The sequence below is a fragment of the Pseudomonas sp. PDM10 genome (assembly GCF_014852295.1).
Taxonomy (GTDB): Bacteria; Pseudomonadota; Gammaproteobacteria; order Pseudomonadales; family Pseudomonadaceae; genus Aquipseudomonas.
Map to the genome: position 1 here is coordinate 603841 of NZ_JACVBJ010000003.1, position 22026 is coordinate 625866.

Genomic DNA, 22026 nt, shown 5'->3' on the forward strand with positions numbered 1-22026 from the left:
ATGTGACGCGGAGCGTCACGGGATGCATTCCCACGCAGAGCGTGGGAACGATCATGATCAGAGGATACGAACGCGCAGCGAACGGCCTTTGATCTTGCCGTCATTCAGGCGCTGCAAGGCTTGCTTGGCGATCCCGCGTTCCACCGCCACATAGGCCTGGAAGTCGAAAATCGCGATCTTGCCAACCTGAGCGCCCGGAATACCTGCATCGCCAGTCAGCGCGCCCAGAATGTCACCCGGACGCACCTTGTCTTTACGGCCAGCGCCAATGACCAGCGTGCTCATCACCGGCAGCAGCGGTGCGCCGCCCTGGGATTTGAGGTTGTCCAGCTGATCCCAGCTCAACGGCGACTTCTGCAGTAGCTCGATGGCTTGGGCGCGGTGCGCTTCGGACGGTGCGACCAGGCTGATCGCAATCCCTTTCTCACCGGCGCGACCCGTACGGCCAACACGGTGGATGTGGATTTCCGAATCACGGGCCAGTTCGACGTTGATCACCATGTCCAGCGCATCGATGTCCAGACCGCGAGCGGCGACGTCGGTAGCCACCAGCACCGAGGTACTGCGGTTGGCGAACATGGCGAGCACCTGGTCGCGGTCACGCTGTTCCAGATCGCCGTGCAGGCCGACGGCGGAGATACCTTTGGAGGTCAGGTGATCGACGGTTTCCTGAACCTGCTGCTTGGTGAAGCAGAAGGCGACACACGATGCCGGACGATGATGCGCGAGGACTTTGACCACGGCGTCCATGCGCTCTTCCGGGGAAATCTCGTAGAAGCGCTGCTCGATCTGCGTGTCGTCGTGGAACGCCTCGGCCTTCACGATCTGAGGCGTGCGCATGAATTTCGCCGCCAACTGCTTGATACCCGTCGGGTACGTGGCGGAGAACAGCAGGGTCTGGCGACGCGCTGGGGTCTGGGCAATGATTTCTTCGATGGAGTCGTAGAAACCCATGTCGAGCATGCGGTCGGCTTCGTCGAGGATCAGCGTGTTCAGGCCATGGAGCACCAGCGAACCTTTGCGCAAATGCTGCTGAAGGCGGCCCGGGGTGCCGACGATGATGTGCGCGCCATGCTCCAGAGAACCGATCTGCGGGCCGAAGGACACGCCGCCACACAGGGTCAGGACCTTGATGTTGTCTTCGGCACGGGCGAGGCGACGGATTTCCTTGGCAACCTGGTCGGCCAGTTCGCGAGTCGGGCAGATGACCAGCGCCTGGCAACCGAAGAAGCGCGGATTGATCGGGTTCAGCAGGCCGATACCGAAGGCGGCGGTCTTGCCGCTGCCGGTCTTGGCCTGGGCGATCAGGTCCATCCCCTTGAGGATCACCGGCAAGCTTTGCGCCTGGATCGGCGTCATCTCGGCATAACCCAAAGAGTCGAGGTTAGCCAGCATGGCGGCGGACAGCGGCAAAGTATTAAAAGCGGTGGCGATGGTGGTCACGGGACTGGCCTGCAAAACAAAATGTCGCGCAGTGTACCAGCCCGGTGGCCATTCGCCCTAAGGCTCTATGTGCTCTTCCGGACGCTTGACGCGCCGTCCGTCTTCCTTTGAGAGCTGAGAAAAGATCGTTGCGGCCAGCATTGCCATGATCCCGACCGTCACAAAGGTCAGCTGGAACGCGCCCAAAACCGTGTCCACGCCATCGTTGCCGATCTCCGCGGTGAACCCGCCGAGCAAGGCGCCGGCACAGGCAACACCAAGGCTCAGGGACAATTGCGCGACCACCGACAGCAGACTGTTGCCGCTACTGGCGCTGGCGTCGTCGAGGTCAATCAGGGTGACGGTGTTCATTGCGGTGAACTGCAAGGAGTTGATCGCCCCCAGAATCGATAGCATCACCAACAGCAACCAGTACGGCGTTTGCTCGCTGACCAGCCCCATGCTCGCCAACATCAGCCCCAGCGCTAACGTATTGCCGGTGAGCACGATGCGATAGCCCAAACGTTCGATCAGCGGTCGCGCCACCGACTTGGCGACCATCGCTGCCGCCGCCAGCGGCAGCATGCTCATCCCGGCCTGGGACGGCGAATAACCCAGCGCCACTTGCAGCAGCAACGGCACGAGAAACGGCAGGGCGCCGCTGCCCAGACGGGCGAACAGGTTGCCGAGGATGCCCACGGCAAACGTCCGGGTCTTGAACAATGACGGCGCGAACAGCGGATTATCAATGTGTCCGGCCCGCAGCCAGTACGCCGCCAGACAGGCCATGCCGGCGAACAGCAGTAACATCACCCGCAAGTGCGGCAGGTGCAGTTCGCCGAGGCCTTCCATGGCGATCGTGATCAGCACCATCGCCGCGCCGAACAGTAAAAAGCCCAGGCTGTCGAAGCGGGTGCGTTCAGTGCCGCGTAGGTCGGGGATGAATTTCCACACGGCGTAACAACCGACGGCGCCGACCGGCAGGTTGATCAGGAAGATCCAGTGCCAGGTCAGGTATTCCACCATCCAGCCGCCCATGGTCGGGCCGATCAACGGGCCGAGCAGGCCGGGAATGGTAATGAAACCCATGATTCGCACCAGCTCCGAACGCGGGTAGGCGCGCAACACCACAAGTCGCCCGACCGGCAACATCAGCGCACCGCCCAGGCCTTGAATCACCCGTGCGCCAATCAGCAGGCTCAGGGTGTTCGACAGTGCACAGAGCAACGAGCCGAGGCTGAACAGCAGGATCGCGCTGAAGAAGATTTTCCTGGTACCGAAACGGTCGGCGATCCAGCCTGAGGCAGGGATCAGCAAGGCGACGGTGAGCATGTAGGCGATGATCACGCCCTGCATGCGCAAGGGGTCTTCGGCCAGGTCTCGGGCCATGGCGGGCAGGGCGGTGTTGAGGATGGTCCCGTCGAGGGATTGCATGAAGAACGCGATGGCGACAACCCACGGCACCCAGCGGGCGGTGACAGCGTCGAGAGGCGGGCGGTTGGGCATGGGACCTCTTGTGGGTCGAAGTTAATGCAAGGGTATGGCTGGCACTGACCTGTGGCGAGGGGATTTATCCCCGTTGGGCTGCGCAGCGGCCCCAAATTGGTAAACGCGGTTTGCCAGACAGACCGCATTTGCCGGATTTACGACTGCTTCGCAGCCGAACGGGGATAAATCCCCTCGCCACAGGATCCCCTGTGTACAGGGGTTTTGTGTTTACAACGTAAGGGTTAGTCGGCTGACCAGCGCCCCCGGCAACAACGCTGACGCTGTGGCCCGCTGGCTGTAAGTGCTCGCCGACAGTAGCAACTCGCGCTCCTCGGTCAATGCTTCCAGCTGCGATCCCAACAAACTGTAGGCACTGTCATCAAACCGCATGGTGCTCACCGGCGCCTGAATCTCGCCGTTCTCGACCCAGAAGGTCGCAAACCGCGTCATGCCGGTCAGGCGTGCCGCCGGCTGATCGGAATAGTTCAGGTACCACAGGTTGCTGATGTACAAGCCCGTGCCCAATTGCTTGAGAATCTCTGCGTCAGGCAATGTACCGGCGGCCATGTTCACGGCGCTTGGCATTTCACCACCGCTGGCGCCGTTGGCGGTCAGGCCGTACTCGGCCGCACTGCGTGAGCTGACCATCTGCGCGCCAGCCTTGCCGTTGACGATCAACCCCAGATCGCTGCGCGGATAACCTTCGCCGGAGAATGCCGGGCTCAACGAACCACTGACCTTTTCATCCACCGATACCAACGGGCTGAACGCACTGTCGCCGGCGTAAAGCTTCTGCAACGGGCTGTTTTTGCTGGCAATCGACTGCGCCGAGAAACCGCCCCAGCCCAGCATGTCCATGATTTCTCCCAGGGCTGCCGGTGCCAGATAGGCGCGATACTGACCCGGCGCCAGGGTGTGTTGCGGTCTGCCCAGAAACGCCAACTGCTCGCGTGCCTGCGCAAAGCGCTTGGCAAACCCTTCGCTGTTCCAGTCGTGCCCGGCGTAACTGGCTTTCACCGCCTGGCCGTTCTCATGGACCAGACTGAAATCAAAGTTGAAGCTGTTGGCCTGGTGCCAGCCGAACGCGCCCGAAGAACTGGCGAAACCGCGACTGATCGGGCCGGCGGCGTAGAAACCCACCAGGTCCAGCCCTTCGGCGGCCTGGGTGATTTCGGCGACCACTTGCTCGGTGTCCGGCAGCGGATGCTCCTGCACATTCTTGCTCTGCCAGCCGTTGTGGTTGAGCAGCAGGTACGGATCCTGCGGCAGCAACGGCAAGGTTTCGCGCAGCTGTTGCAGACCTTCGGCCAGGCGCTGCACATCGACGGCGGCATCACCCGACAGCGTGATGTTCAGGTCGGCGTGGCGCCCCTCGTTGATCAGTTTGAAACCGACGCTCGCCTGTTGCACTTGCCCGGCCTGACGGACCTTGGCGTGGTTGAAGCGCACGAAGGCCGAGGATTCGGCGGCGTAGCTGAGGGTGAATTGTTCCGGCTCGCGAATAGCATCGCGCACCCAGTTGACCAAGACTTTGAATGACTCGGCCTGATTTTTCGACGTACTCATCAGGCATCTCCCCCAAACACATCAACGTTGCTGAATACACAGGCCGGCGAGGCATGGCCGACGCGGATCACCTGGTTCGGTTCGCCTTTGCCGCAGTTCGGCGTGCCCAGGACCTTGACGGAGTTGGCATCGCCGACGGCGCTGAGGCTTTTCCAGAACTGCGCGGAAATCGCCCGGTAGTTCGGGTTCTTGACCACGCCTTTGAGTTCGCCGTTTTCGATCAACTGGCCCCATTCACAGCCGAACTGGAACTTGTTGCGGGCATCGTCGATGGACCAGGACCGGTTGGTGCTCATCAAGATGCCGTGCTCGATGTTGCCGATCATCTGCTCCAGCGGTTGATCGCCGGCCTCGATGTTCAGATTGGCCATGCGATCGATCGGCGGACGGTTCCAGCTGCAGGCGCGGCTGTTGGCCACGCCCTCCATGCCCGCGCGAAACTGCGACAGCGCGCCGCCCAATGGGCGCAGCAGCAAGCCTTCTTTAATCAGGAATTGTTTGCTAGCGGCAGTACCGTCGTCGTCATGGCCATAGCTGGCGAGCTGCTCGGGGATGTCCGGGTCGAAGGTCACGTTGAGCAGTTTGGAGCCGTATTGCAGGCTGCCAAAGTCTTCGGCCTTGACGAAACTGGTGCCGGCGTAATTGCGCTCGTCACCGAGGATGCGGTCCAGTTCCAGCGGGTGACCGATGGACTCGTGGATCTGCAGCATCATCTGGTCCGGCATCAACAGCAGGTCACGCGGGCCTTTCGGGGTGTTCGGCGCCAGCAGCAATTGCAGCGCCTGATCGGCGATTTTCGGACCAGCGCCGACCAGGCCGCAGCGGCTGATCACATCAAAACCGCCCTGTTGACCGAAGTTCTCGCGGCCCAGGGTTCGGGTCTGGCTGTCGTTGCCGTCGTAGGCGGTGACTTCCAGGCTCGGGTAGACGAACCGCTGGGCCTGGCGCAGTTCAGCGCCAGCGTTGCTGAGGTAGATCTGTTCGACGTTAGTGATGCCGATGCTCACTTCCCAGTTCACCAGTCGCTCGTCCTTGGGCACGGCGGCGGATTCGGCGCCGAGCAGTTGGTAGCAATCGCTCAGGGACGGGAAGGGCTGGTCGAGGTTCGGCGAAAAGTAGTCGGCGCGGTCGCTGGAGACCCCTTGCGCGCTCAGGTCGAGCAGGGCGTGGGGCTTGAGTCGGCGGGCTTGTTGCTCGGCCTTCTCCAGTGCGGCTTGCAGGCCTTGTTGCGACAGGTCGTTGGTCGCGGCGTAGGCTTCGACGCCGTTGACCCGAACGGTCAGCATCGCGCCTTCGTCACGGCTCAGGCTCGGAGGTTCGGCGACATTTTTGCGCACTGACAGGTACTGGCCGGACTCGCGTACATAACGCAGCGAAAAGAATTCAGCGCCCGTGCGCAAGGCAGCAAAACGCTGCTTGAGCTGGGGATGGAAATCGAACATTCGGGAACCTCCTTGGTATGGAGTGGCGGTGTATCGATGTCGCGAGGGGGGTGAAACGTTTGCGTGGCGCTAGATTAGGCCGGTGCGGGGGGTAGGATCAAGCTTGGAGAGGTGTAGGAAAGGATTACCGAGAGATGTGTGGTGTTTGTCAGGGCCCCATCGCGAGCAGGCTCGCTCCCACATGGGTTTTTGGTTTGATCGCACATATGCAATCCAACCCGAAACCTGTGGGAGCGAGCCTGCTCGCGATTGGCCGCGCCGCCGTCTAAATGTCTTACTGCGCGGTCAGGCTCACATCCCGCAACGGCTTGCCACGCACCGGCGCATCGCCGGCCACGAAGTAGGCAGCCTTGCTACGCGGCAGCGGCTTGCGACCACGGATCTTGTCGGCGATTTTCTCGGCGATCATGATCGTCGGCGCGTTCAGGTTGCCGGTGGTGATGATCGGCATGATCGAGGCATCGACCACACGCAGGCTCTGCATGCCGTGCACACGACCTTCAGCGTCAACCACGGCCATTTCGTCGGTGCCCATCTTGCACGAGCAGGACGGGTGGAACGCGGTTTCGGCGTGTTCGCGGATGAACTTGTCGAGCTGCTCATCGGTTTGCACGTCGATGCCCGGGCTGATTTCGCGGCCACGGAAAGCGTCCAGTGCAGGCTGTTGCATGATTTCACGGGTCAGGCGGATGCCGTCGCGGAATTCCTGCCAGTCCTGCTCGGTGGCCATGTAGTTGAACAGGATGCTCGGGTACTCGCGCGGGTCTTTGGACTTGGCCTGGACCCGACCACGGCTCGGCGAACGCATGGAACCCATGTGCGCCTGGAAACCGTGCTCTTTCACACCGTTGCTGCCGTTGTAGTTAATCGCGACCGGCAGGAAGTGGTACTGGATGTTCGGCCAATCGAATTCCGGACGGGTACGGATGAAACCGCCGGCTTCGAACTGGTTGCTGGCGCCGATGCCGGTGCCTTTGAACAGCCACTCGGCACCGATGGCCGGCTGGTTGTGCAGCAGCAGCGACGGGTACAGCGAGACCGGTTGGGTGCACGCGTATTGCAGGTACAACTCGAGGTGATCTTGCAGGTTTTCACCCACGCCCGGAAGGTCGTGGACCACCGGGATGTCGAGTTTTTTCAGCAGTTCGGCCGGGCCGACGCCGGAGCGTTGCAGAATCTGCGGCGAAGCGATGGCGCCGGAGCACAGCAGCACTTCTTTGCGGGCGCGGACTTCAACGCGCTCTTCAGCAGCGCCGATCAAGTAACGCACGCCGACCGCACGCTTGCCTTCAAACAGAATCTTATCGGTCAGGGCGTGGGTGACGATGGTCAGGGTCGAGCGCTTCTTGGCGATGTCCAGGTAACCGCGAGCGGTGCTGGCGCGACGGCCGTTCGGCGTCACGGTGCGGTCCATCGGACCGAAGCCTTCTTGCTGGTAGCCGTTCAGGTCTTCGGTGCGCGGGTAACCGGCTTGCACACCGGCTTCAACCATCGCGTTGAACAGCGGGTTATTGCCGGCTTTTGGCGTGGTCACGCTGACCGGACCGTCGCCACCGTGGTAGTCGTTCGGGCCGATGTCACGGGTTTCAGCCTTGCGGAAATACGGCAGGCAGTTCAGGTAGTCCCAGTCTTCCAGACCTGGCAGTTTGGCCCAGTTGTCGTAGTCCATCGCGTTGCCGCGGATGTAGCACATGCCGTTGATCAGCGAAGAACCACCCAGGCCCTTGCCGCGACCGCATTCCATCCGGCGACCGTTCATGTGTGGTTCTGGATCGGTTTCGTAGGCCCAGTTGTAGCGACGGCCTTGCAGCGGGAACGCCAAAGCGGCCGGCATTTGCGTACGGAAGTCTAAACGGTAGTCCGGGCCGCCTGCTTCGAGCAGCAGGACGGTGACGCCTTCGTCTTCAGTCAGACGGGTCGCCAGGGTGTTACCGGCCGAGCCGGCACCGATGATGATGTAATCGAATTCTTGGGACATTGAATGCACCCTCTTTGAAGTTGGTCAGGTCTCAGGTCGCCTCGACGCCGCGCAACCTGTGGCGAGGGGATTTATCCCCGTCCGGCTGCGCAGCAGTCGTAAAATCAGCGACTGGTTCTATCTGAAGAAGCGCGGTGTCTGGATGGGGGCCGCTGCGCGACCCAACGGGGATAAATCCCCTCGCCACAGATAAACCCCTCACCACATCTGCATTCACTCCAGAACCGCGTCAGATCAGAAAACCGAGGCGTAATCGCCCAGTTCGACCTGTACCGATTTGATGCGTGTGAAGTTGTTCAGCGAGCTGATGCCGTTCTCACGGCCCACGCCCGATTGCTTGTAGCCGCCGACCGGCATCTTGGCGTCGGACTCGCCCCAGGCGTTGATCCAGCAGATACCGGCTTCCAGTTGATGAATCACGCGGTGAGCGCGGTTCAGGTCCTTGGTGACAACGCCAGCGGCCAGGCCGAACTCGGTGTCGTTGGCACGACGGATCACTTCTTCTTCGGTTTCGTAGGTCAGGATGCTCATCACCGGGCCGAAGATTTCTTCGCGAACGATGGTCATCTCGTCGGTGCAGTCGGTGAACACGGTCGGTGCCACGAACGCGCCTTTGGCGAATTCGCCTTCGGTCAGACGGCTGCCGCCGCACAGAACGCGAGCGCCTTCTTCCTTACCTTTGGCGATGTAACCCAGCACGCTTTCCATGTGGGCGAAGCTGACCAGCGGGCCGAAGTTGGTGTTCTCGTCTTGCGGGTTGCCGACGCGGATGCGCGCAACGCGTTCAACGATCTTGGCTTCGAAAGCGGCTTTCAGGTGGCTCGGTACGAACACGCGAGTGCCGTTGGTGCAGACCTGACCGGAGCTGTAGAAGTTGGCCATCATGGCGGTGTCGGCGGCGCGGTCGAGGTCGGCGTCGTCGAAAATGATCAGCGGGGATTTGCCGCCCAGTTCCATGGTCACGTCTTTCAGCGACGAGGCGGAAGCGCTGGCCATGACTTTCTTGCCGGTGTCGGTGCCGCCGGTGAAGGAGATTTTTTCGATGCGAGGGTGCTCGGTCAGCCAGGTACCGACTTCACGGCCGCTGCCGGTCAGCACGTTGAACACGCCAGCCGGAACACCGGCTTCGGTGTAGATCTCGGCCAGTTTCAGCGTGGTCAGGGAAGTGACTTCGCTTGGCTTGAAGATCATCGCGTTACCGGCCGCCAGGGCTGGTGCGGATTTCCACAGGGCGATCTGGATCGGGTAGTTCCACGCGCCGATACCGGCCACGACGCCCAGCGGCTCGCGACGGGTGTAGACGAAGGAAGTGGTACGCAGTGGAATCTGCTCGCCTTCAATGGCCGGCACCAGGCCTGCGTAGTACTCCAGCACATCAGCGCCGGTGACGATGTCGACGTACTTGGTTTCGGAGAACGACTTACCGGTGTCCAGGGTTTCCAGGGCGGCCAGTTCATCGTTGCGCTCGCGCAGGATGTCGACGGCACGACGCAGGATGCGCGAACGCTCCATGGCGGTCATCGCAGCCCAGATTTTCTGGCCCTTTTCGGCGCTGACTACAGCGCGCTCGACGTCTTCCTTGGTCGCACGTTGTACGGTTGCGAGGACTTCACCGTTAGCCGGGTTGATGGCTTCGAAGGTGGCGTCGCTGCTGGCGTCGGTGTAACCGCCGTCGATGTAGAGTTTTTGCAGTTCGAAACGGGCCATAAAGTCCTCGCAAGTGCATAAGTTAGTTGGCGTTAACCACCGGGCGTGCCGTAAAGCCTTGGCAACGCTGGTCAGTGGCGGTTCAGGTGCTGAGCGGTTCTGTGTGCTCTAACTCACCTGCTTGGCCAGTTGGATATCCATGTATTCGTAAGCGATTCGTTGCGCCTGCTCGGTGTCGAAAGCATCTCCCGACAGCGCGCCGCGCAACCACAAACCGTCAATGAGGGCTGCCAGGCCACGGGCGGCGCTGCGCGCTTGATCAAGCGGCAACGCACGGCGGAACTGGCAGCACAGGTTGGAATACAGACGGTGATCGTTGATCCGCTGCAACCTGTGCAAAGACGGCTGGTGCATGCTGGTGGCCCAGAAGGCCAACCAGGTTTTCATTGCCGGGCCATTGACCTGGCTGGCGTCGAAGTTGCCTTCGATAATCACCTGCAGATGCGCCCGTGGGCTGTCATCTGCCATCGCCTGACGGCGCGCGGTGACGTTCTCGCTGAGGACGCTCATCAGATACCGCATCGTGGCGGCGATCAGGCCATTCTTGTCCTGAAAATAGTGACTGATGATGCCATTCGAGACACCGGCCAAACGGGCGATCAGCGCAATGCTGGCGTCCCCCATTCCGACCTGATCTACCGCCTGCAATGTGGCTTCGATCAACTGCTGGCGGCGGATGGGTTGCATACCGACCTTGGGCATCGTGCATATCTCCTTAGGCCTTCCGGCGGACGTAAAACGTCTAGCGGATTGAGGGCCAGTCTATTTTGTTTTGATTGAACGTTCAATCAACAAAGAATAAGATCTGCGACAATTCGTCGCTACCTACAGGTTTTTCCTACATGTAGTTGGCGGAAAAACGACATCTGAAAATGCTCGAAACCCACACGCTCAGGCGTTCAGGGGTTTCGGGCTTTTTTCGGGCTGTCTTTATATCACCCGCTGGTCGGCTGCCAACTAACCGAATGGTCGGGTAACGCGTTGCCTTGTTTTTTTCTCTCGCACTGCCTGGAGCATCTGTGCCATGAGTTCTGCCTCTCTAATAAAGACCCCACCCGAGAAGGTGACGGTCAACGGTTGGGTGTTTTACACCTCTACCGCGTTGATCCTGTTGTTGACCGCCATTCTGATCGTCGCCCCGCAAGAGGCCGGCAGATTGCTCGGTATTGCCCAGGCGTGGTTGTCCCGCAGCTTCGGCTGGTACTACATGGTGGTGATCGCCGCTTACCTGGTGTTCGTGGTCGGCCTGGCGTTTTCGTCCTACGGCAAGCTCAAACTGGGCAGCAAGGACGACACCCCGGACTTCAGCTACGGCGCCTGGGCGGGGATGCTGTTCTCGTCGGGTATCGGCATCTCGCTGTTGTACTTTGGTGCTTCCGAACCGCTGGACCACTACTTCAATCCGCCGGAAGGCGTGGCCGCCAGCAACATGGCCGCCCGTCAGGCTGTGCAGCTGACATTCCTGCACTGGGGCCTGCACGGCTGGGCGATCTACGCCTTGGTCGGCCTGGCCGTTGCTTACTTTGCTTACCGTCATAACCAGCCGCTGGCGTTGCGTTCTGCGCTGTATCCGCTGGTCGGCGAGCGTTGGGTCAAAGGCGCGGCCGGTCACGCGGTGGACGGCTTCGGCATGTTCGTGACCCTGCTGGGTCTGGTGACGAACCTGGGGATTGGTTCGCTGCAAGTGTCGTCGGGGCTTGAAAACCTGTTCGGCATGGAACACAGCAACACCAACCTGCTGATCGTGATCATCGTGATGAGCACCGTGGCGACCATCGCGGCTGTGTCGGGTGTGGAAAACGGTATCCGCCGTCTGTCCAACCTGAACATCGTGCTGTTCAGTGGCCTGCTGATTTTCGTGCTGCTGTTCGGCCCGACCCTGCACCTGCTCAACGGCTTCGTGCAAAACATCGGCGACTACCTGAACGGCGTGGTGCTGAAGACCTTCGACCTCTATGTGTACGAAGGCGACAGCGAGAAGTCTGACCGCTGGTTGGGCCTGTGGACCCTGTTCTACTGGGCCTGGTGGATTTCCTGGGCCCCATTCGTCGGCATGTTCATCGCGCGTATTTCCCGTGGCCGCACGGTGCGTGAACTGGTCGCTGGCGTGCTGCTGATTCCACTGGGTTTCACCCTGGCATGGTTGTCGATCTTCGGTAACTCGGCCCTGGACCTGGTGATGAACCATGGGGCGGTGGAACTCGGCAAGACGGCGCTGGAACAGCCGTCGATGGCGATTTACCAACTGCTTGAGCACTACCCGGCGTCGAAAATCGTGATCGGCGTGTCGATCTTTGTTGGTTTCGTGCTGTTCCTGACCCCGGCGGACTCCGGCGCGGTGATGATGGCCAACCTTTCCTGCAAGGGCGGTAACGTCGACGAAGACGCCCCGCACTGGCTGCGGATCTTCTGGTCGGCGGTGATCACGCTGGTGACCATCGGCCTGCTGTTCGCCGGTAACTTCGAAGCCATGCAAACCATGGTGGTGCTGGCCGGTCTGCCGTTCTCGGTGGTGCTGGTGTTCTTCATGTTCGGCTTGCACAAGGCGATGCGCCAGGACGTGCAGATCGAACAGGAGCAAGCGGAGCTCGCAGCCCGTGGTCGTCGTGGTTTCAGCGAGCGTTTGACGCAGCTGGACTTGCAGCCGAATCAGTCGATTGTTCAGCGCTTCATGGACAAGCAAGTCAGCCCGGCGCTGGAAGATGCGGCTGTGCAATTGCGCGCTCAGGGTCTGGATGTGCAGACGTTGCTGGGCAAATCGAAACGCTGCATGGGCCTGCGGATCGAGATGGAAGAGGGCAACCCTTTTGTCTACGAAGTAAGCCTGGACGGCTATCTGGCAGCGGCGAGCGACACGGTGTCGGCTGAAAGTGCTGATGAACCGCGTGCACGTTATTACCGCGCCGAGGTGTACCTGCACAACGGCAGCCAGGACTACGATTTGATGGGCTTCACTCAGGATCAGATCACCCGTGACGTGCTCGATCAGTTTGAAAGCCATCGGCAGCTCCTTGGCCGCGTCTATAGCTAAAACTTGAGGTCTGCGGTGCAGTGAATGCACCGCAGCTCTCATTGTGGAGAGGGATTTCTGTGGTGAGGGGATTTATCCCCGTTGGGTCGCGAAGCGGCCCCAAAACCAGACATTGCGGTATTTCGGGAGATCGGGTTGGCAGGTTTACGACTGCTGCGCAGCCGAACGGGGATAAATCCCCTCGCCACAGAAATCCCATAACCACAGTAGTCCGCATTTACAGCTGAATATCTGCACTAACAAAAACGCCGCGATCTCTCGCGGCGTTTTTGTGTGTGTTGCCTTACCCCAGGTTCTTGCCGAGCAGTGCGTGATACAGCTCGCTGTCACCCAGAATCCCGACCACCTTGTTGTTGTCGTGCAATACCAGCTTGTTGCCTGTCTGATATCGAATCTGCAGCGCGTCGCGCATGCCGATGTTCGAGTCGACCAGCGTCGGCCGACGACCCAAACCTTCAACTGCTTGCCCAGGAATCCAGTTCTGCAGGTCCAGGCTCGCGCCGTTCTGGCGTGCGCCTTTGATAGTGTTGCCTTCGGCCAGGTCCAGCCAGGAATCACCGCCCGGATCGAGGCATACCGAACCGTTGATGCGTTTGCAGTTGTCCAGGGTGCGCATCAGGCTGCGACCGCACAGCACGTTCAGCGGATTGGTGTGGGCGACGAAGGTCCGCACGTAATCGTCCGCAGGGTTCAGCACGATCTCTTCCGGCACGCTGTACTGAATGATCCGACCGTCTTTCATGATTGCAATACGGCTGCCGAGCTTCAGGGCTTCATCGAGGTCGTGGCTCACGAAAACGATGGTCTTGCTCAGCTTGCGTTGCAGTTCCAGCAGTTCGTCTTGCAGGCCTTGGCGGATCAGTGGGTCGAGTGCCGAGAACGGTTCGTCCATCAGCAGGATGTCGGCGTCCATCGCCAGGGCACGGGCCAGGCCCACGCGTTGTTGCATACCACCGGACAGCTCGTTGGGTTTCTTGTTGCGCCATTGGGTCAGGCCCACCAGCTCAAGCTTTTCATCCACCAGTTTGCGGCGTTCTTTCTCAGGGCGACCCTGCATTTCCAGACCGAAACTGATGTTCTCGCGCACCGTCAACCAAGGCATCAGGGCGAACTTCTGGAACACCATCGCAATGCGCTTGGTGCGCATCATTTTCAGTTCTGCCGGAGTGCAGGAGGCGATGTCGATCTGCTTGCCTTCGTGCTCGACGAACAGCTTGCCGCGGCTGACTGTGTTAAGGCCGTTGATGCAGCGCAGCAGACTGGACTTGCCGGAGCCGGAAAGGCCCATCAGTACGCAGATTTCACCTTTTTCGACGTCCAGGCTGGCCTTTTCGACCCCAACGATCTGCCCGGTCTTTTTCAGGATCTCGTTACGGGTCATGCCTTGATCCAGCAGCTTGAGTGCCTCGCGTGGATCCTTGGAGAAGATTACGTCGACGTCTTCGAAGCGAATAATGCTCATGCGTCACCCCCTACTTTAGCTTCGGGTTGTTTGCAGATACGGTCGAGCATGATCGCCAGCAGTACGATCGCCAGGCCTGCTTCGAAGCCCAGGGCGATATCAGCAGTGTTCAGTGCGTTGACCACGGGTTTGCCCAGGCCATCGGCGCCCACCAGTGCCGCGATCACCACCATCGACAGCGACAGCATGATGCACTGGGTGATACCGGCCGCGATGCTTGGCATGGCGTGGGGCAGTTCGATTCGCGAGAGCAGCTGACGTCGCGAGCAGCCAAAGGCCTTGCCAGCGTCCATCAATTCTTCCGGGACATCGCGAATACCCAGGTAAGTCAGGCGGATAGGTGCGGCAATCGCGAACACCACCGTAGAAATCAGACCCGGGACCACACCCAGACCGAAGAGGGTCAGGGTAGGAATGAGGTACACGAAGGTCGGTACGGTCTGCATCAGATCGAGCACCGGACGCATCAGTGTGTAAAACATCGGTTTATGCGCGGCGACGATGCCCAACGGCACGCCGATGACCACGCAGACCAGGGTGGCGAACAACACCTGGGCAAGGGTTTCCATGGTTTCCTGCCAGTACCCCAGATTGAGGATCAGCAGGAAGGAGGCGATGACAAAAACGGTCAGGCCCCATTTTCGTTGAATGAAGTGTGCCAGTAGTGCGATGAGGCCGATCAATGCCAGCGGGTTGAACCAGGTCAGCGCAAAAGTCACACCGTGGATCATCGTTTCCAGTGACACGGCGATTGCGTCGAAGGTGCTGGCGCCGTGTTGCGTCAACCATTCAACGAAGCCCGCGATGTACTGGCCTAAGGGTATTTTCTGATCAATCAGCATGGTAGTGAACGTCCGCATGCAAGGAAATAAACAGCCCGGGCGAGCGAACTCGCCCGGCGTAAGCGATTACTGCGCGAGCTTGGCTTTCACGGCCTCCAGGCCTGGTTTACCGTCAATGGTGGTCACGCCAGCGAGCCAGGTATCGAGGACCTGTGGATTCTTTTTCAGCCAGGCCTTGGCGGCCGCGTCAGGCTTCATTTTGTCGTCCAGGACGTTGCCCATCAGGGTGCTTTCCATGTCGACGGTGAACTCCAGGTTTTTCAGCAACTGACCGACGTTGCTGCATTCCTGGACATAACCCTTGCGGGTGTTGGTCGCCACGGTGGCGGCACCGAAGTCCGGGCCGAAGAAATCGTCACCACCGGTGAGATATTGGATCTTGAAGCGCTTGTTCATCGGGTGCGGCGCCCAACCGAGGAACACCACGGCGGTGTCGCGTTTCTGGGCGCGGTCGACTTGCGACAACATGCCCGCTTCGCTGGACTCGACGATCTTGAATCCGGCGTCTTTCAAGCCGAAGGCGTTCTTGTCGATCATACTCTGAATCAGACGGTTGCCATCGTTACCCGGCTCGATGCCGTAGATCTTGCCGTCGAGCTCTTTCTTGAATTTCGGAATATCGGAGAAGTCGTGAAGACCTTTGTCATACAGCGCTTGAGGTACGGCGAGGGTGTACTTGGCGCCGGTGAGGTTGGTGCGCACGACGTCCACGGTGCCGGCATCGCGATAAGCCTTGATGTCGTTTTCCATGGTCGGCATCCAGTTACCGAGGAATACGTCCATGTTCTTGCCGTCGGCCAGGGACTTGTAGGTCACCGGCACGGAAATCATCGTGGTTTTGGTCTTGTAGCCGAGGGCATCGAGAACGACGCTGGTGGTGGCTGTAGTGACGGTAATGTCAGTCCAGCCGACATCGGAGAAGTTTACGGTGTTGCACTGAGCCGGTTCTGCGGCTTGAGCCAGAAACGGCAGACTCAGCATGGCGGCCAACAACAACGACGGGGAACCTTTCATGGATGGACTCCTTGGTGTTTTTTTTGGCAGTGTTCCGACTGGACCACCGCACTTATAGGTTGCGGTTGGATGGCGTTTTGGAGACATCTCTACCACGGCGCCTTGCAATCGAGTCGATACGATCATGTACCAGTGAAAATCTGACGCCTACAGGGTGCGTCGTAACCAGTACAGGGATGGTCGCATCCAGTGTCGGTGACGTCGTTTACAGCTTTTTTCAGGCCCTTTTGCCCCTCTGATCTGCAAAAAAACGGCGAAAACGCAGCGTCAAAGCCTCGCGGCGTTGGTGGGCATGAGTGCGTCGGTGTGAGACGTCGAACGACATGACAAAAGCCTGATGATGCGGCCATCTCGGCGGATTGCAGCTTGAGCGTAGCAGCTCCGTCACTGGGCGCTTTTGCGTCTGGAGTTGGCACATCCAGGAGTTCGGCAGTAATGGCTATCAGTGTTTTCGACCTGTTCAAAATCGGCATCGGTCCTTCCAGTTCGCACACCGTGGGGCCGATGCGCGCTGCGGCGTTGTTCGTGCAAGGTTTGCGTGAGCAGGGTCTTTTGGAGCAAGTACGGCGCGTCGAAGTTCAGCTTTATGGTTCGTTGTCGGCCACCGGCATCGGTCACGGCAGCGACAACGCGGTGATCATGGGCCTGATGGGCGAGTGGCCGGACGCGATCGATCCGTCGCAAATCGGCATCCGCATTGAAACCCTGCGCGAAACCCACACACTATTGCTCGACGGTCGCTTGTCGGTCCCGTTCATCTGGGCTCGGGACATGCGCCTGATCGACGAGAACCTGCCGTTCCACCCCAACGCCATGACGCTGATTGTCGAAGGTGATGACGGTGAGCTGCATCGCGATACCTACTATTCCATTGGTGGCGGTTTTGTCGTCGATGAGGCACAGGCTTCCAGCGGCGTGGTCGATCTGGATCGCACCGTGTTGCCGTACGATTTCTCCAGTGCCGTCGAGTTGCTCAGCCTCTGCAAGCAGCACAACCTGCGCGTTGCCGAATTGATGTTGGCCAACGAGAAGGTCTGGCGCAGCGAAGAGGAAATCCGCGCTGGCCTGATGACACTCTGGCGCGCCATGCAGGATTGCGTGGAGCAAGGCCTCAAGCACGAAGGCATCTTGCCCGGCGGCCTGAATGTGCGCCGTCGCGCGGCCAAATTGCACCGCAGCCTGCAAGAATTGAACAAGCCCAATGTGATCGGCTCGACCTTGAGCGCCATGGAATGGGTCAACCTGTTCGCCCTGGCGGTCAATGAAGAAAACGCCGCTGGCGGACGCATGGTCACGGCGCCGACCAATGGTGCGGCGGGGATCATTCCGGCGGTGCTGCACTACTTTATGAAGTTCAGCGAAGTGGTGACTGAAGCCAACGTAGTCGACTATTTCCTCAGTGCGGCGGCGGTCGGGATTCTGTGCAAGAAGAACGCTTCGATTTCCGGTGCCGAAGTCGGTTGCCAGGGCGAAGTCGGTTCGGCCTGCGCCATGGCGGCGGCCGGGCTGGCGGAGATTCTGGGGGCGACACCGGAGCAGCTGTGTAACGCGGCGGAAATCGGCCTGGAACACAACCTCGGCCTGACCTGCGACCCGGTGGGTGGGCTGGTGCAAGTACCGTGCATCGAGCGCAATGCGATTGCTGCGGTGAAAGCCATCAACGCAGCGCAGATGGCACTGCGTGGCGACGGTCAGCACTTTATCTCGCTGGATCGGGTGATCCGCACGATGCGTGATACCGGTGCCGATATGCATGACAAATATAAAGAGACATCGCGCGGTGGGTTGGCGGTTAGCGCGGTTGAGTGCTGAGACCGAGTTGACCTGTGGTGAGGGGCTTTTGTGGTGAGGGGCTTTTGTGGCGAGGGGATTTATCCCCGTTGGGGCGCGAAGCGGCCCTAAGATCTCTACGACTGCTGCGCAGCCGAACGGGGCGGTGCGACGTTTCGCTAAATCCCCTCGCCACAACAGGCCACATAGCACCACGCCGGACCAGTCAAAACTGCGCACAAAGTGAACACCGGAATCAAAACGCGCCACGTTTTGGCGCGTCGCTTACAGATAAGCCCCTTGCCCCAGATCCGGGATCCAGGTTGGCCATTACCGCCTGTCACCTGTGCTTGCGGTGACACTCTTCACCAGGTCGCTGTAGCCCTGTTCCCACAAGTGCTACCGATTTGCTCAAGCCCAACGGGGCAGAGCGCCTCCCGCCGATAATGGCACTTATAACCCCCACTCCCGGCGCGGCTTATTTAGACGCGGCGCGACGTCGTTTTCAGGAGTTATTGAACAGCCATTCAACTTTAGGCATGGCATTTGCTCTGTCATTACAAAGCCCGTCTCCCACGCGAGAACGATGGCAATAACAAGAGCCTCCGCCTGAGGCCATCATCCGCTTTGTGTGAGGAGATACCGCGATGACGACGTTCAACTCCGGGGCCCAACCCCAGAACCGTGCGCCTCAATCCATCGGCTTTCTGCTGCTGGACAATTTCACGCTTATTTCTCTGGCCTCTGCAGTAGAACCCCTGCGCATGGCTAACCAACTGTCCGGCCGCGAGCTGTATCGCTGGACCACAATGACTGTCGACGGTGGTCAGGTCTGGGCCAGTGACGGTCTGCAGATCACCCCCGACTGCTCCATGCACAAAGCACCGGCCCTGGACACCATCATTGTCTGCGGCGGTATCGGCATCCAGCGCACTGTTACCCGTGAACACGTGTCATGGCTGCAAAGCCAGGCGCGTCAGTCCAAGCGTCTGGGCGCGGTCTGCACCGGCAGCTGGGCCCTGGCCTGTGCCGGTTTGCTGGACGGTTTCGATTGCAGCGTGCACTGGGAATGCCTGGCCGCTATGCAGGAAGCGTTTCCACGTGTGGCCATGAGTACGCGTCTGTTCACCCTCGACCGTAACCGTTTCACCAGTTCCGGCGGCACCGCGCCGCTGGACATGATGCTGCACCTGATCAGCCGCGATCATGGTCGTGAACTGTCCGCCGCGATCTCGGAGATGTTTGTCTACGAACGCATCCGCAACGAGCAGGATCACCAGCGTGTGCCGCTCAAGCACATGCTTGGCACCAACCAGCCGAAGTTGCAGGAAATCGTCGCGCTGATGGAAGCCAACCTGGAAGAGCCGATCGACCTCGACGAGCTGGCGGTGTACGTCGCCGTGTCGCGTCGTCAGCTGGAGCGGCTGTTCCAGAAATACCTGCACTGCTCGCCATCGCGTTACTACCTGAAACTGCGCTTGATCCGCGCCCGGCAGTTGCTCAAGCAAACGCCGATGTCGATCATCGAAGTGGCGTCGGTGTGTGGTTTCGTGTCTACGCCGCACTTCTCCAAGTGCTACCGCGAATACTTCGGCATTCCGCCGCGTGACGAACGCGTAGGTTCCAACACCACCCAACAAGTGGCGATGATGCCGCTGCCGCAAGCGCTGGTGTTGTCACCGTTGTCCGGGCCGCTGTCGGCGTTGAGCCAGGCGCGCAATGAGTCGACGTTTGCGAGCGTAAGGCTCTAATGCTCTGATCGTTCCCACGCTCTGCGTGGGAATGCCTCAATGGACGCGCAGCAATCGCTTCGGCAGGGACGCGGAGCGTCCCGGGCTGCATTCCCACGCAGAGCGTGGGAACGATCATGGCGAGGCGGTACTTAGGCGCTACGGCTTTGCTGATACTCCGCCAACGCGGGCAGTAATTGCTTGTCGATGGCCTGGCGCACAGCCGGCAGGATGGTCGCACTGCTGGTGTACATCTGCTTGACCATTGTCCGCAGTTCCGTTGCCCGTTCGTTGTTCAAACCCCGTACCGCGCATTCGCAGGCCTGCTCAGCGGTTGCACCTGGGGGGACTGCAAATCCTAATGCCTTGAGCTGGCCCAACAGGTCTTCCTGGTCAATCAAATCGGTGTACATCATGACGCAATCCTTCTTCAGGGAACGGTGTCGTGGTTCGATTCTCATAGGGGTACGGAGTGGCGGCAAGGACGATTTGTCGCAATGGCCGCAATACCTATGAACAGGTCGTTTTCGGCTAACTTGCTACAGATGGGAGTGGGCACACTGGGATCAGCTGGTTTCACGATGGTTTGGTCACCCTCGCGCAACGGCTCCTCAACAGTACCCACCTCTGCCCCGATCCTGTCACGGCTTGATCGGGGTTTTTTTTGCCTGTGAATCAGGGAAGGATGGGGTGTCTGGGCTGACGCCATCGCGAGCAGGCTCACTCCCACAGTTGACCGAGTTCTAACAGGAGAATGCGGTCGAATGTGGGAGCGGGCTTGCTCGCGAAGAACGATGACGCGGTCTAGCGTTGCAACACCAAAATCCGCGACAACAATTCATCACGGTCGACATAGCAACCCTGAAAATGCCGTGCGCCGGTGGCGGGGTCGAAGGCGTTGCGGGCGTGGAGGGTGCGGCGGTTGTCGAAGCACCACATTTCGCCAGGATTTAACCGCGTCATCACGCGGAATCGCGCTTCCCGGGTCATCGCAATAAAGCGGCGGTAGGCGTGATAGAGCGCCGGCATCTGCTCGACCGACGCATCGAACGGACCGCGCAGAAAATTCGCCATGCGGATTTCTGAAACCTGCCCAAAGGCATCCAGCGCGATGATCGGCGCCAGGCAACGGTAGTCGCTGTGGCGGTCTTTGTTGCGGAACTCCACAGGGATTTCGCAGAGGCTTTTGAACGCTTCGGGATCTTCATCGCGCAAGGCTTCGGCAATGGCAAAACCGTCGACGAAAATACTCTCGCCACCCTCGGCATCATTCACCAGGCAATGCAGAAATTGCAGCCCCGGTTGTAACTCCCGGGTCGGCAGGTCGCTGTGCAACGGCAGGTTGAAAGCGGTGTAGGCATTGCTGTCGGCATCGGCCTTGGATTGCACGTTGAACAGCACGCCAAAGTTGCTCTCGCGAATGAAGGAAATCCGCTGGGCAATCAACTTCAACGAGCCCGGCTCGGTGGGCACACCGCGGACCTGAGTCAGGCCGGTATCGCGCACGGCGAGCAGCCATTGCAGCAAGGCGTCGTTGTCGTTCATCAACGCTTGGTAGTCGAACACCGGCAGCGTCAGGTTGCTGTTCCAAAGCTGGCTTTTTGGCTTGGATGCCCGGCGTTCGGCACGGGACTCATCATCGTAGGCGTGGGCCCGTAGCCAGCCAGGATCGAAGCGGCTGAGATGGCCGTCCTGCCAATCGACACGCAGGCAGCCTTCAGCATCAACGCTGACGTCCGAGGGTTTCAGGTTTTCGGCGACGTCGACGATTTCCAGCACTTGCTCGCGGGTTACGGTGTAGACGCACAGCGGGCACGGGCAGTTGTCCCGCAGCCACTGATGATGAAACGGGCTGACACGGTCATCGGCCCACTTCACTTGAATTCGGTCCGCCAGGGTGTGTACGGCGGTCAACGCGCTGATCAACGGGTAGGTACGGAAGTCGGCAAAAGCGGCGGCGGTGTTCAATGGCGATCTCCTTGTTATTTTTTAGGGGGTAACGCGATCACTCGGCCAATGTAGTCGGGGGCGGGAAGGTCGGTTTGCTCGGCGACGATGGCTTGCAGCTTGCTCAAGGTGTCTTCGCTGAACGGTGCGGAGCGCGGCCCGGCAAGGTCGACGTGCAACAGCATTTGCTCGTTGCCTGCCAGCTCCTTGTCGTCGCCCACCCGATGCAGGCTGTGATAGAGGTGCAGGCGTTTGCTGTCGTGGCCGATGATTTGGGTGTGCACTTCGACGTCGGTGTCGAGCTTCACTTCGTGCAGGTAATTGAGGTGCAGTTCGAGGGTGAACAACGAGTTGCCGCTGGCTTCGCGGTTGTTGCTGTCCATGCCCAGACGATCCATCAGCGCGTCGGTGGCGTAACTGAAAATCAGCAGGTAGAAGGCATCGCGCAGGTGGCCGTTGTAGTCGACCCAGTCGGGGATGATTTTGGTTTGGTAGGTGGTGAGGGTGGGCATGATGAGGGATCCAGAATGTGGGGTGACTGGGCTGCCGTCATCGCGAGCAGGCTCGCTCCCACATTGGTTCTGTGAACAACGCAGATCTAGTGTGGGAGCGAGCCTGCTCGCGATG

Annotated in this window: 16 protein-coding genes; 3 read left to right on the top strand and 13 right to left on the bottom strand. The window is 59.9% G+C overall.

Going from position 1 to position 22026, the window contains the following annotated elements; genetic code table 11:
- Positions 1-57: 57 nt before the first annotated feature.
- From dbpA to betI, 7 genes are all read right to left on the bottom strand, one after another.
- Complete coding sequence (gene dbpA / locus IB252_RS13915; RefSeq protein WP_232252256.1) at positions 58-1395, bottom strand: ATP-dependent RNA helicase DbpA; 1338 nt, start codon at positions 1393-1395, stop codon at positions 58-60.
- 105 nt (positions 1396-1500) lie between these two features.
- Entirely contained in the window at positions 1501-2928 is a 1428-nt protein-coding gene (mdtD, locus tag IB252_RS13920; RefSeq protein WP_192409217.1) for a multidrug transporter subunit MdtD, read from the bottom strand.
- Between the two features lie 210 nt (positions 2929-3138).
- Entirely contained in the window at positions 3139-4476 is a 1338-nt protein-coding gene (locus IB252_RS13925; RefSeq protein WP_192409218.1) for a TldD/PmbA family protein, read from the bottom strand.
- Positions 4476-5918 (bottom strand): TldD/PmbA family protein, encoded by a 1443-nt coding sequence (locus IB252_RS13930; RefSeq protein WP_192409219.1) that lies wholly within the window; start codon positions 5916-5918, stop codon positions 4476-4478. The genes IB252_RS13925 and IB252_RS13930 overlap by 1 nt, the downstream gene beginning before the upstream one ends.
- A 274-nt stretch (positions 5919-6192) precedes the next feature.
- A complete protein-coding gene (betA, locus tag IB252_RS13935; RefSeq protein ID WP_192409220.1) occupies positions 6193-7896 on the bottom strand; it encodes a choline dehydrogenase in 1704 nt (567 codons plus the stop codon).
- 234 nt (positions 7897-8130) lie between these two features.
- Entirely contained in the window at positions 8131-9603 is a 1473-nt protein-coding gene (gene betB / locus IB252_RS13940; RefSeq protein ID WP_192409221.1) for a betaine-aldehyde dehydrogenase, read from the bottom strand.
- Between the two features lie 108 nt (positions 9604-9711).
- Complete coding sequence (gene betI, locus IB252_RS13945) at positions 9712-10305, bottom strand: transcriptional regulator BetI (RefSeq protein ID WP_018928769.1); 594 nt, start codon at positions 10303-10305, stop codon at positions 9712-9714.
- A gap of 379 nt (positions 10306-10684) precedes the next feature.
- Between betI and IB252_RS13950 the strand changes: the two genes are divergently transcribed.
- The gene (locus tag IB252_RS13950) at positions 10685-12634 is read left to right on the top strand and encodes a BCCT family transporter (RefSeq protein WP_223527611.1); all 1950 of its coding nucleotides are present in this window, start codon (positions 10685-10687) and stop codon (positions 12632-12634) included.
- 283 nt (positions 12635-12917) lie between these two features.
- Here the strand turns inward: IB252_RS13950 and choV are convergent, their stop codons facing one another.
- The 3 genes from choV to IB252_RS13965 all read right to left on the bottom strand — a co-directional run bounded on the left by choV (position 12918) and on the right by IB252_RS13965 (position 15952).
- The gene (gene choV, locus IB252_RS13955) at positions 12918-14096 is read right to left on the bottom strand and encodes a choline ABC transporter ATP-binding protein (protein ID WP_111448517.1); all 1179 of its coding nucleotides are present in this window, start codon (positions 14094-14096) and stop codon (positions 12918-12920) included.
- Entirely contained in the window at positions 14093-14938 is an 846-nt protein-coding gene (gene choW / locus IB252_RS13960) for a choline ABC transporter permease subunit (RefSeq protein WP_033060358.1), read from the bottom strand. The genes choV and choW overlap by 4 nt, the downstream gene beginning before the upstream one ends.
- 66 nt (positions 14939-15004) lie before the next feature.
- Positions 15005-15952 carry a choline ABC transporter substrate-binding protein gene (locus IB252_RS13965; RefSeq protein WP_111448518.1) on the bottom strand — a complete coding sequence of 316 codons (948 nt, stop codon included), beginning with the start codon at positions 15950-15952 and terminating at the stop codon, positions 15005-15007.
- A gap of 435 nt (positions 15953-16387) precedes the next feature.
- Between IB252_RS13965 and IB252_RS13970 the strand changes: the two genes are divergently transcribed.
- Positions 16388-17764 carry an L-serine ammonia-lyase gene (locus IB252_RS13970; protein ID WP_111448519.1) on the top strand — a complete coding sequence of 459 codons (1377 nt, stop codon included), beginning with the start codon at positions 16388-16390 and terminating at the stop codon, positions 17762-17764.
- A 605-nt stretch (positions 17765-18369) separates the two neighbouring features.
- Complete coding sequence (locus IB252_RS13975) at positions 18370-19473, top strand: GlxA family transcriptional regulator (protein ID WP_008151925.1); 1104 nt, start codon at positions 18370-18372, stop codon at positions 19471-19473.
- 131 nt (positions 19474-19604) lie between these two features.
- On the opposite strand, the gene IB252_RS13980 is transcribed toward IB252_RS13975, so the two are convergent.
- The 3 genes from IB252_RS13980 to IB252_RS13990 all read right to left on the bottom strand — a co-directional run bounded on the left by IB252_RS13980 (position 19605) and on the right by IB252_RS13990 (position 21911).
- Positions 19605-19868, bottom strand: coding sequence for a hypothetical protein (locus IB252_RS13980; RefSeq protein ID WP_111448520.1), 264 nt, complete (start codon positions 19866-19868; stop codon positions 19605-19607).
- Positions 19869-20256: 388 nt separating this feature from the next.
- A complete protein-coding gene (locus tag IB252_RS13985; RefSeq protein WP_192409222.1) occupies positions 20257-21420 on the bottom strand; it encodes a gamma-butyrobetaine dioxygenase in 1164 nt (387 codons plus the stop codon).
- A gap of 14 nt (positions 21421-21434) precedes the next feature.
- Positions 21435-21911 (bottom strand): thioesterase family protein, encoded by a 477-nt coding sequence (locus tag IB252_RS13990; RefSeq protein ID WP_192409223.1) that lies wholly within the window; start codon positions 21909-21911, stop codon positions 21435-21437.
- Between the last annotated feature and the right edge of the window lie 115 nt (positions 21912-22026).

Coding starts and splice junctions, on each gene's coding strand:
- choV (WP_111448517.1), bottom strand. CDS start 14,096: ATGAGCATTATTCGCTTCGAAGACGTCGACGTAATCTTCTCCAAGGAT.
- IB252_RS13925 (WP_192409218.1), bottom strand. CDS start 4,476: ATGAGTACGTCGAAAAATCAGGCCGAGTCATTCAAAGTCTTGGTCAAC.
- IB252_RS13970 (WP_111448519.1), top strand. CDS start 16,388: ATGGCTATCAGTGTTTTCGACCTGTTCAAAATCGGCATCGGTCCTTCC.
- betA (WP_192409220.1), bottom strand. CDS start 7,896: ATGTCCCAAGAATTCGATTACATCATCATCGGTGCCGGCTCGGCCGGT.
- dbpA (WP_232252256.1), bottom strand. CDS start 1,395: ATGCTGGCTAACCTCGACTCTTTGGGTTATGCCGAGATGACGCCGATC.
- IB252_RS13930 (WP_192409219.1), bottom strand. CDS start 5,918: ATGTTCGATTTCCATCCCCAGCTCAAGCAGCGTTTTGCTGCCTTGCGC.
- IB252_RS13965 (WP_111448518.1), bottom strand. CDS start 15,952: ATGAAAGGTTCCCCGTCGTTGTTGTTGGCCGCCATGCTGAGTCTGCCG.
- mdtD (WP_192409217.1), bottom strand. CDS start 2,928: ATGCCCAACCGCCCGCCTCTCGACGCTGTCACCGCCCGCTGGGTGCCG.
- IB252_RS13990 (WP_192409223.1), bottom strand. CDS start 21,911: ATGCCCACCCTCACCACCTACCAAACCAAAATCATCCCCGACTGGGTC.
- betB (WP_192409221.1), bottom strand. CDS start 9,603: ATGGCCCGTTTCGAACTGCAAAAACTCTACATCGACGGCGGTTACACC.
- choW (WP_033060358.1), bottom strand. CDS start 14,938: ATGCTGATTGATCAGAAAATACCCTTAGGCCAGTACATCGCGGGCTTC.
- IB252_RS13975 (WP_008151925.1), top strand. CDS start 18,370: ATGACGACGTTCAACTCCGGGGCCCAACCCCAGAACCGTGCGCCTCAA.
- betI (WP_018928769.1), bottom strand. CDS start 10,305: ATGCCCAAGGTCGGTATGCAACCCATCCGCCGCCAGCAGTTGATCGAA.
- IB252_RS13980 (WP_111448520.1), bottom strand. CDS start 19,868: ATGATGTACACCGATTTGATTGACCAGGAAGACCTGTTGGGCCAGCTC.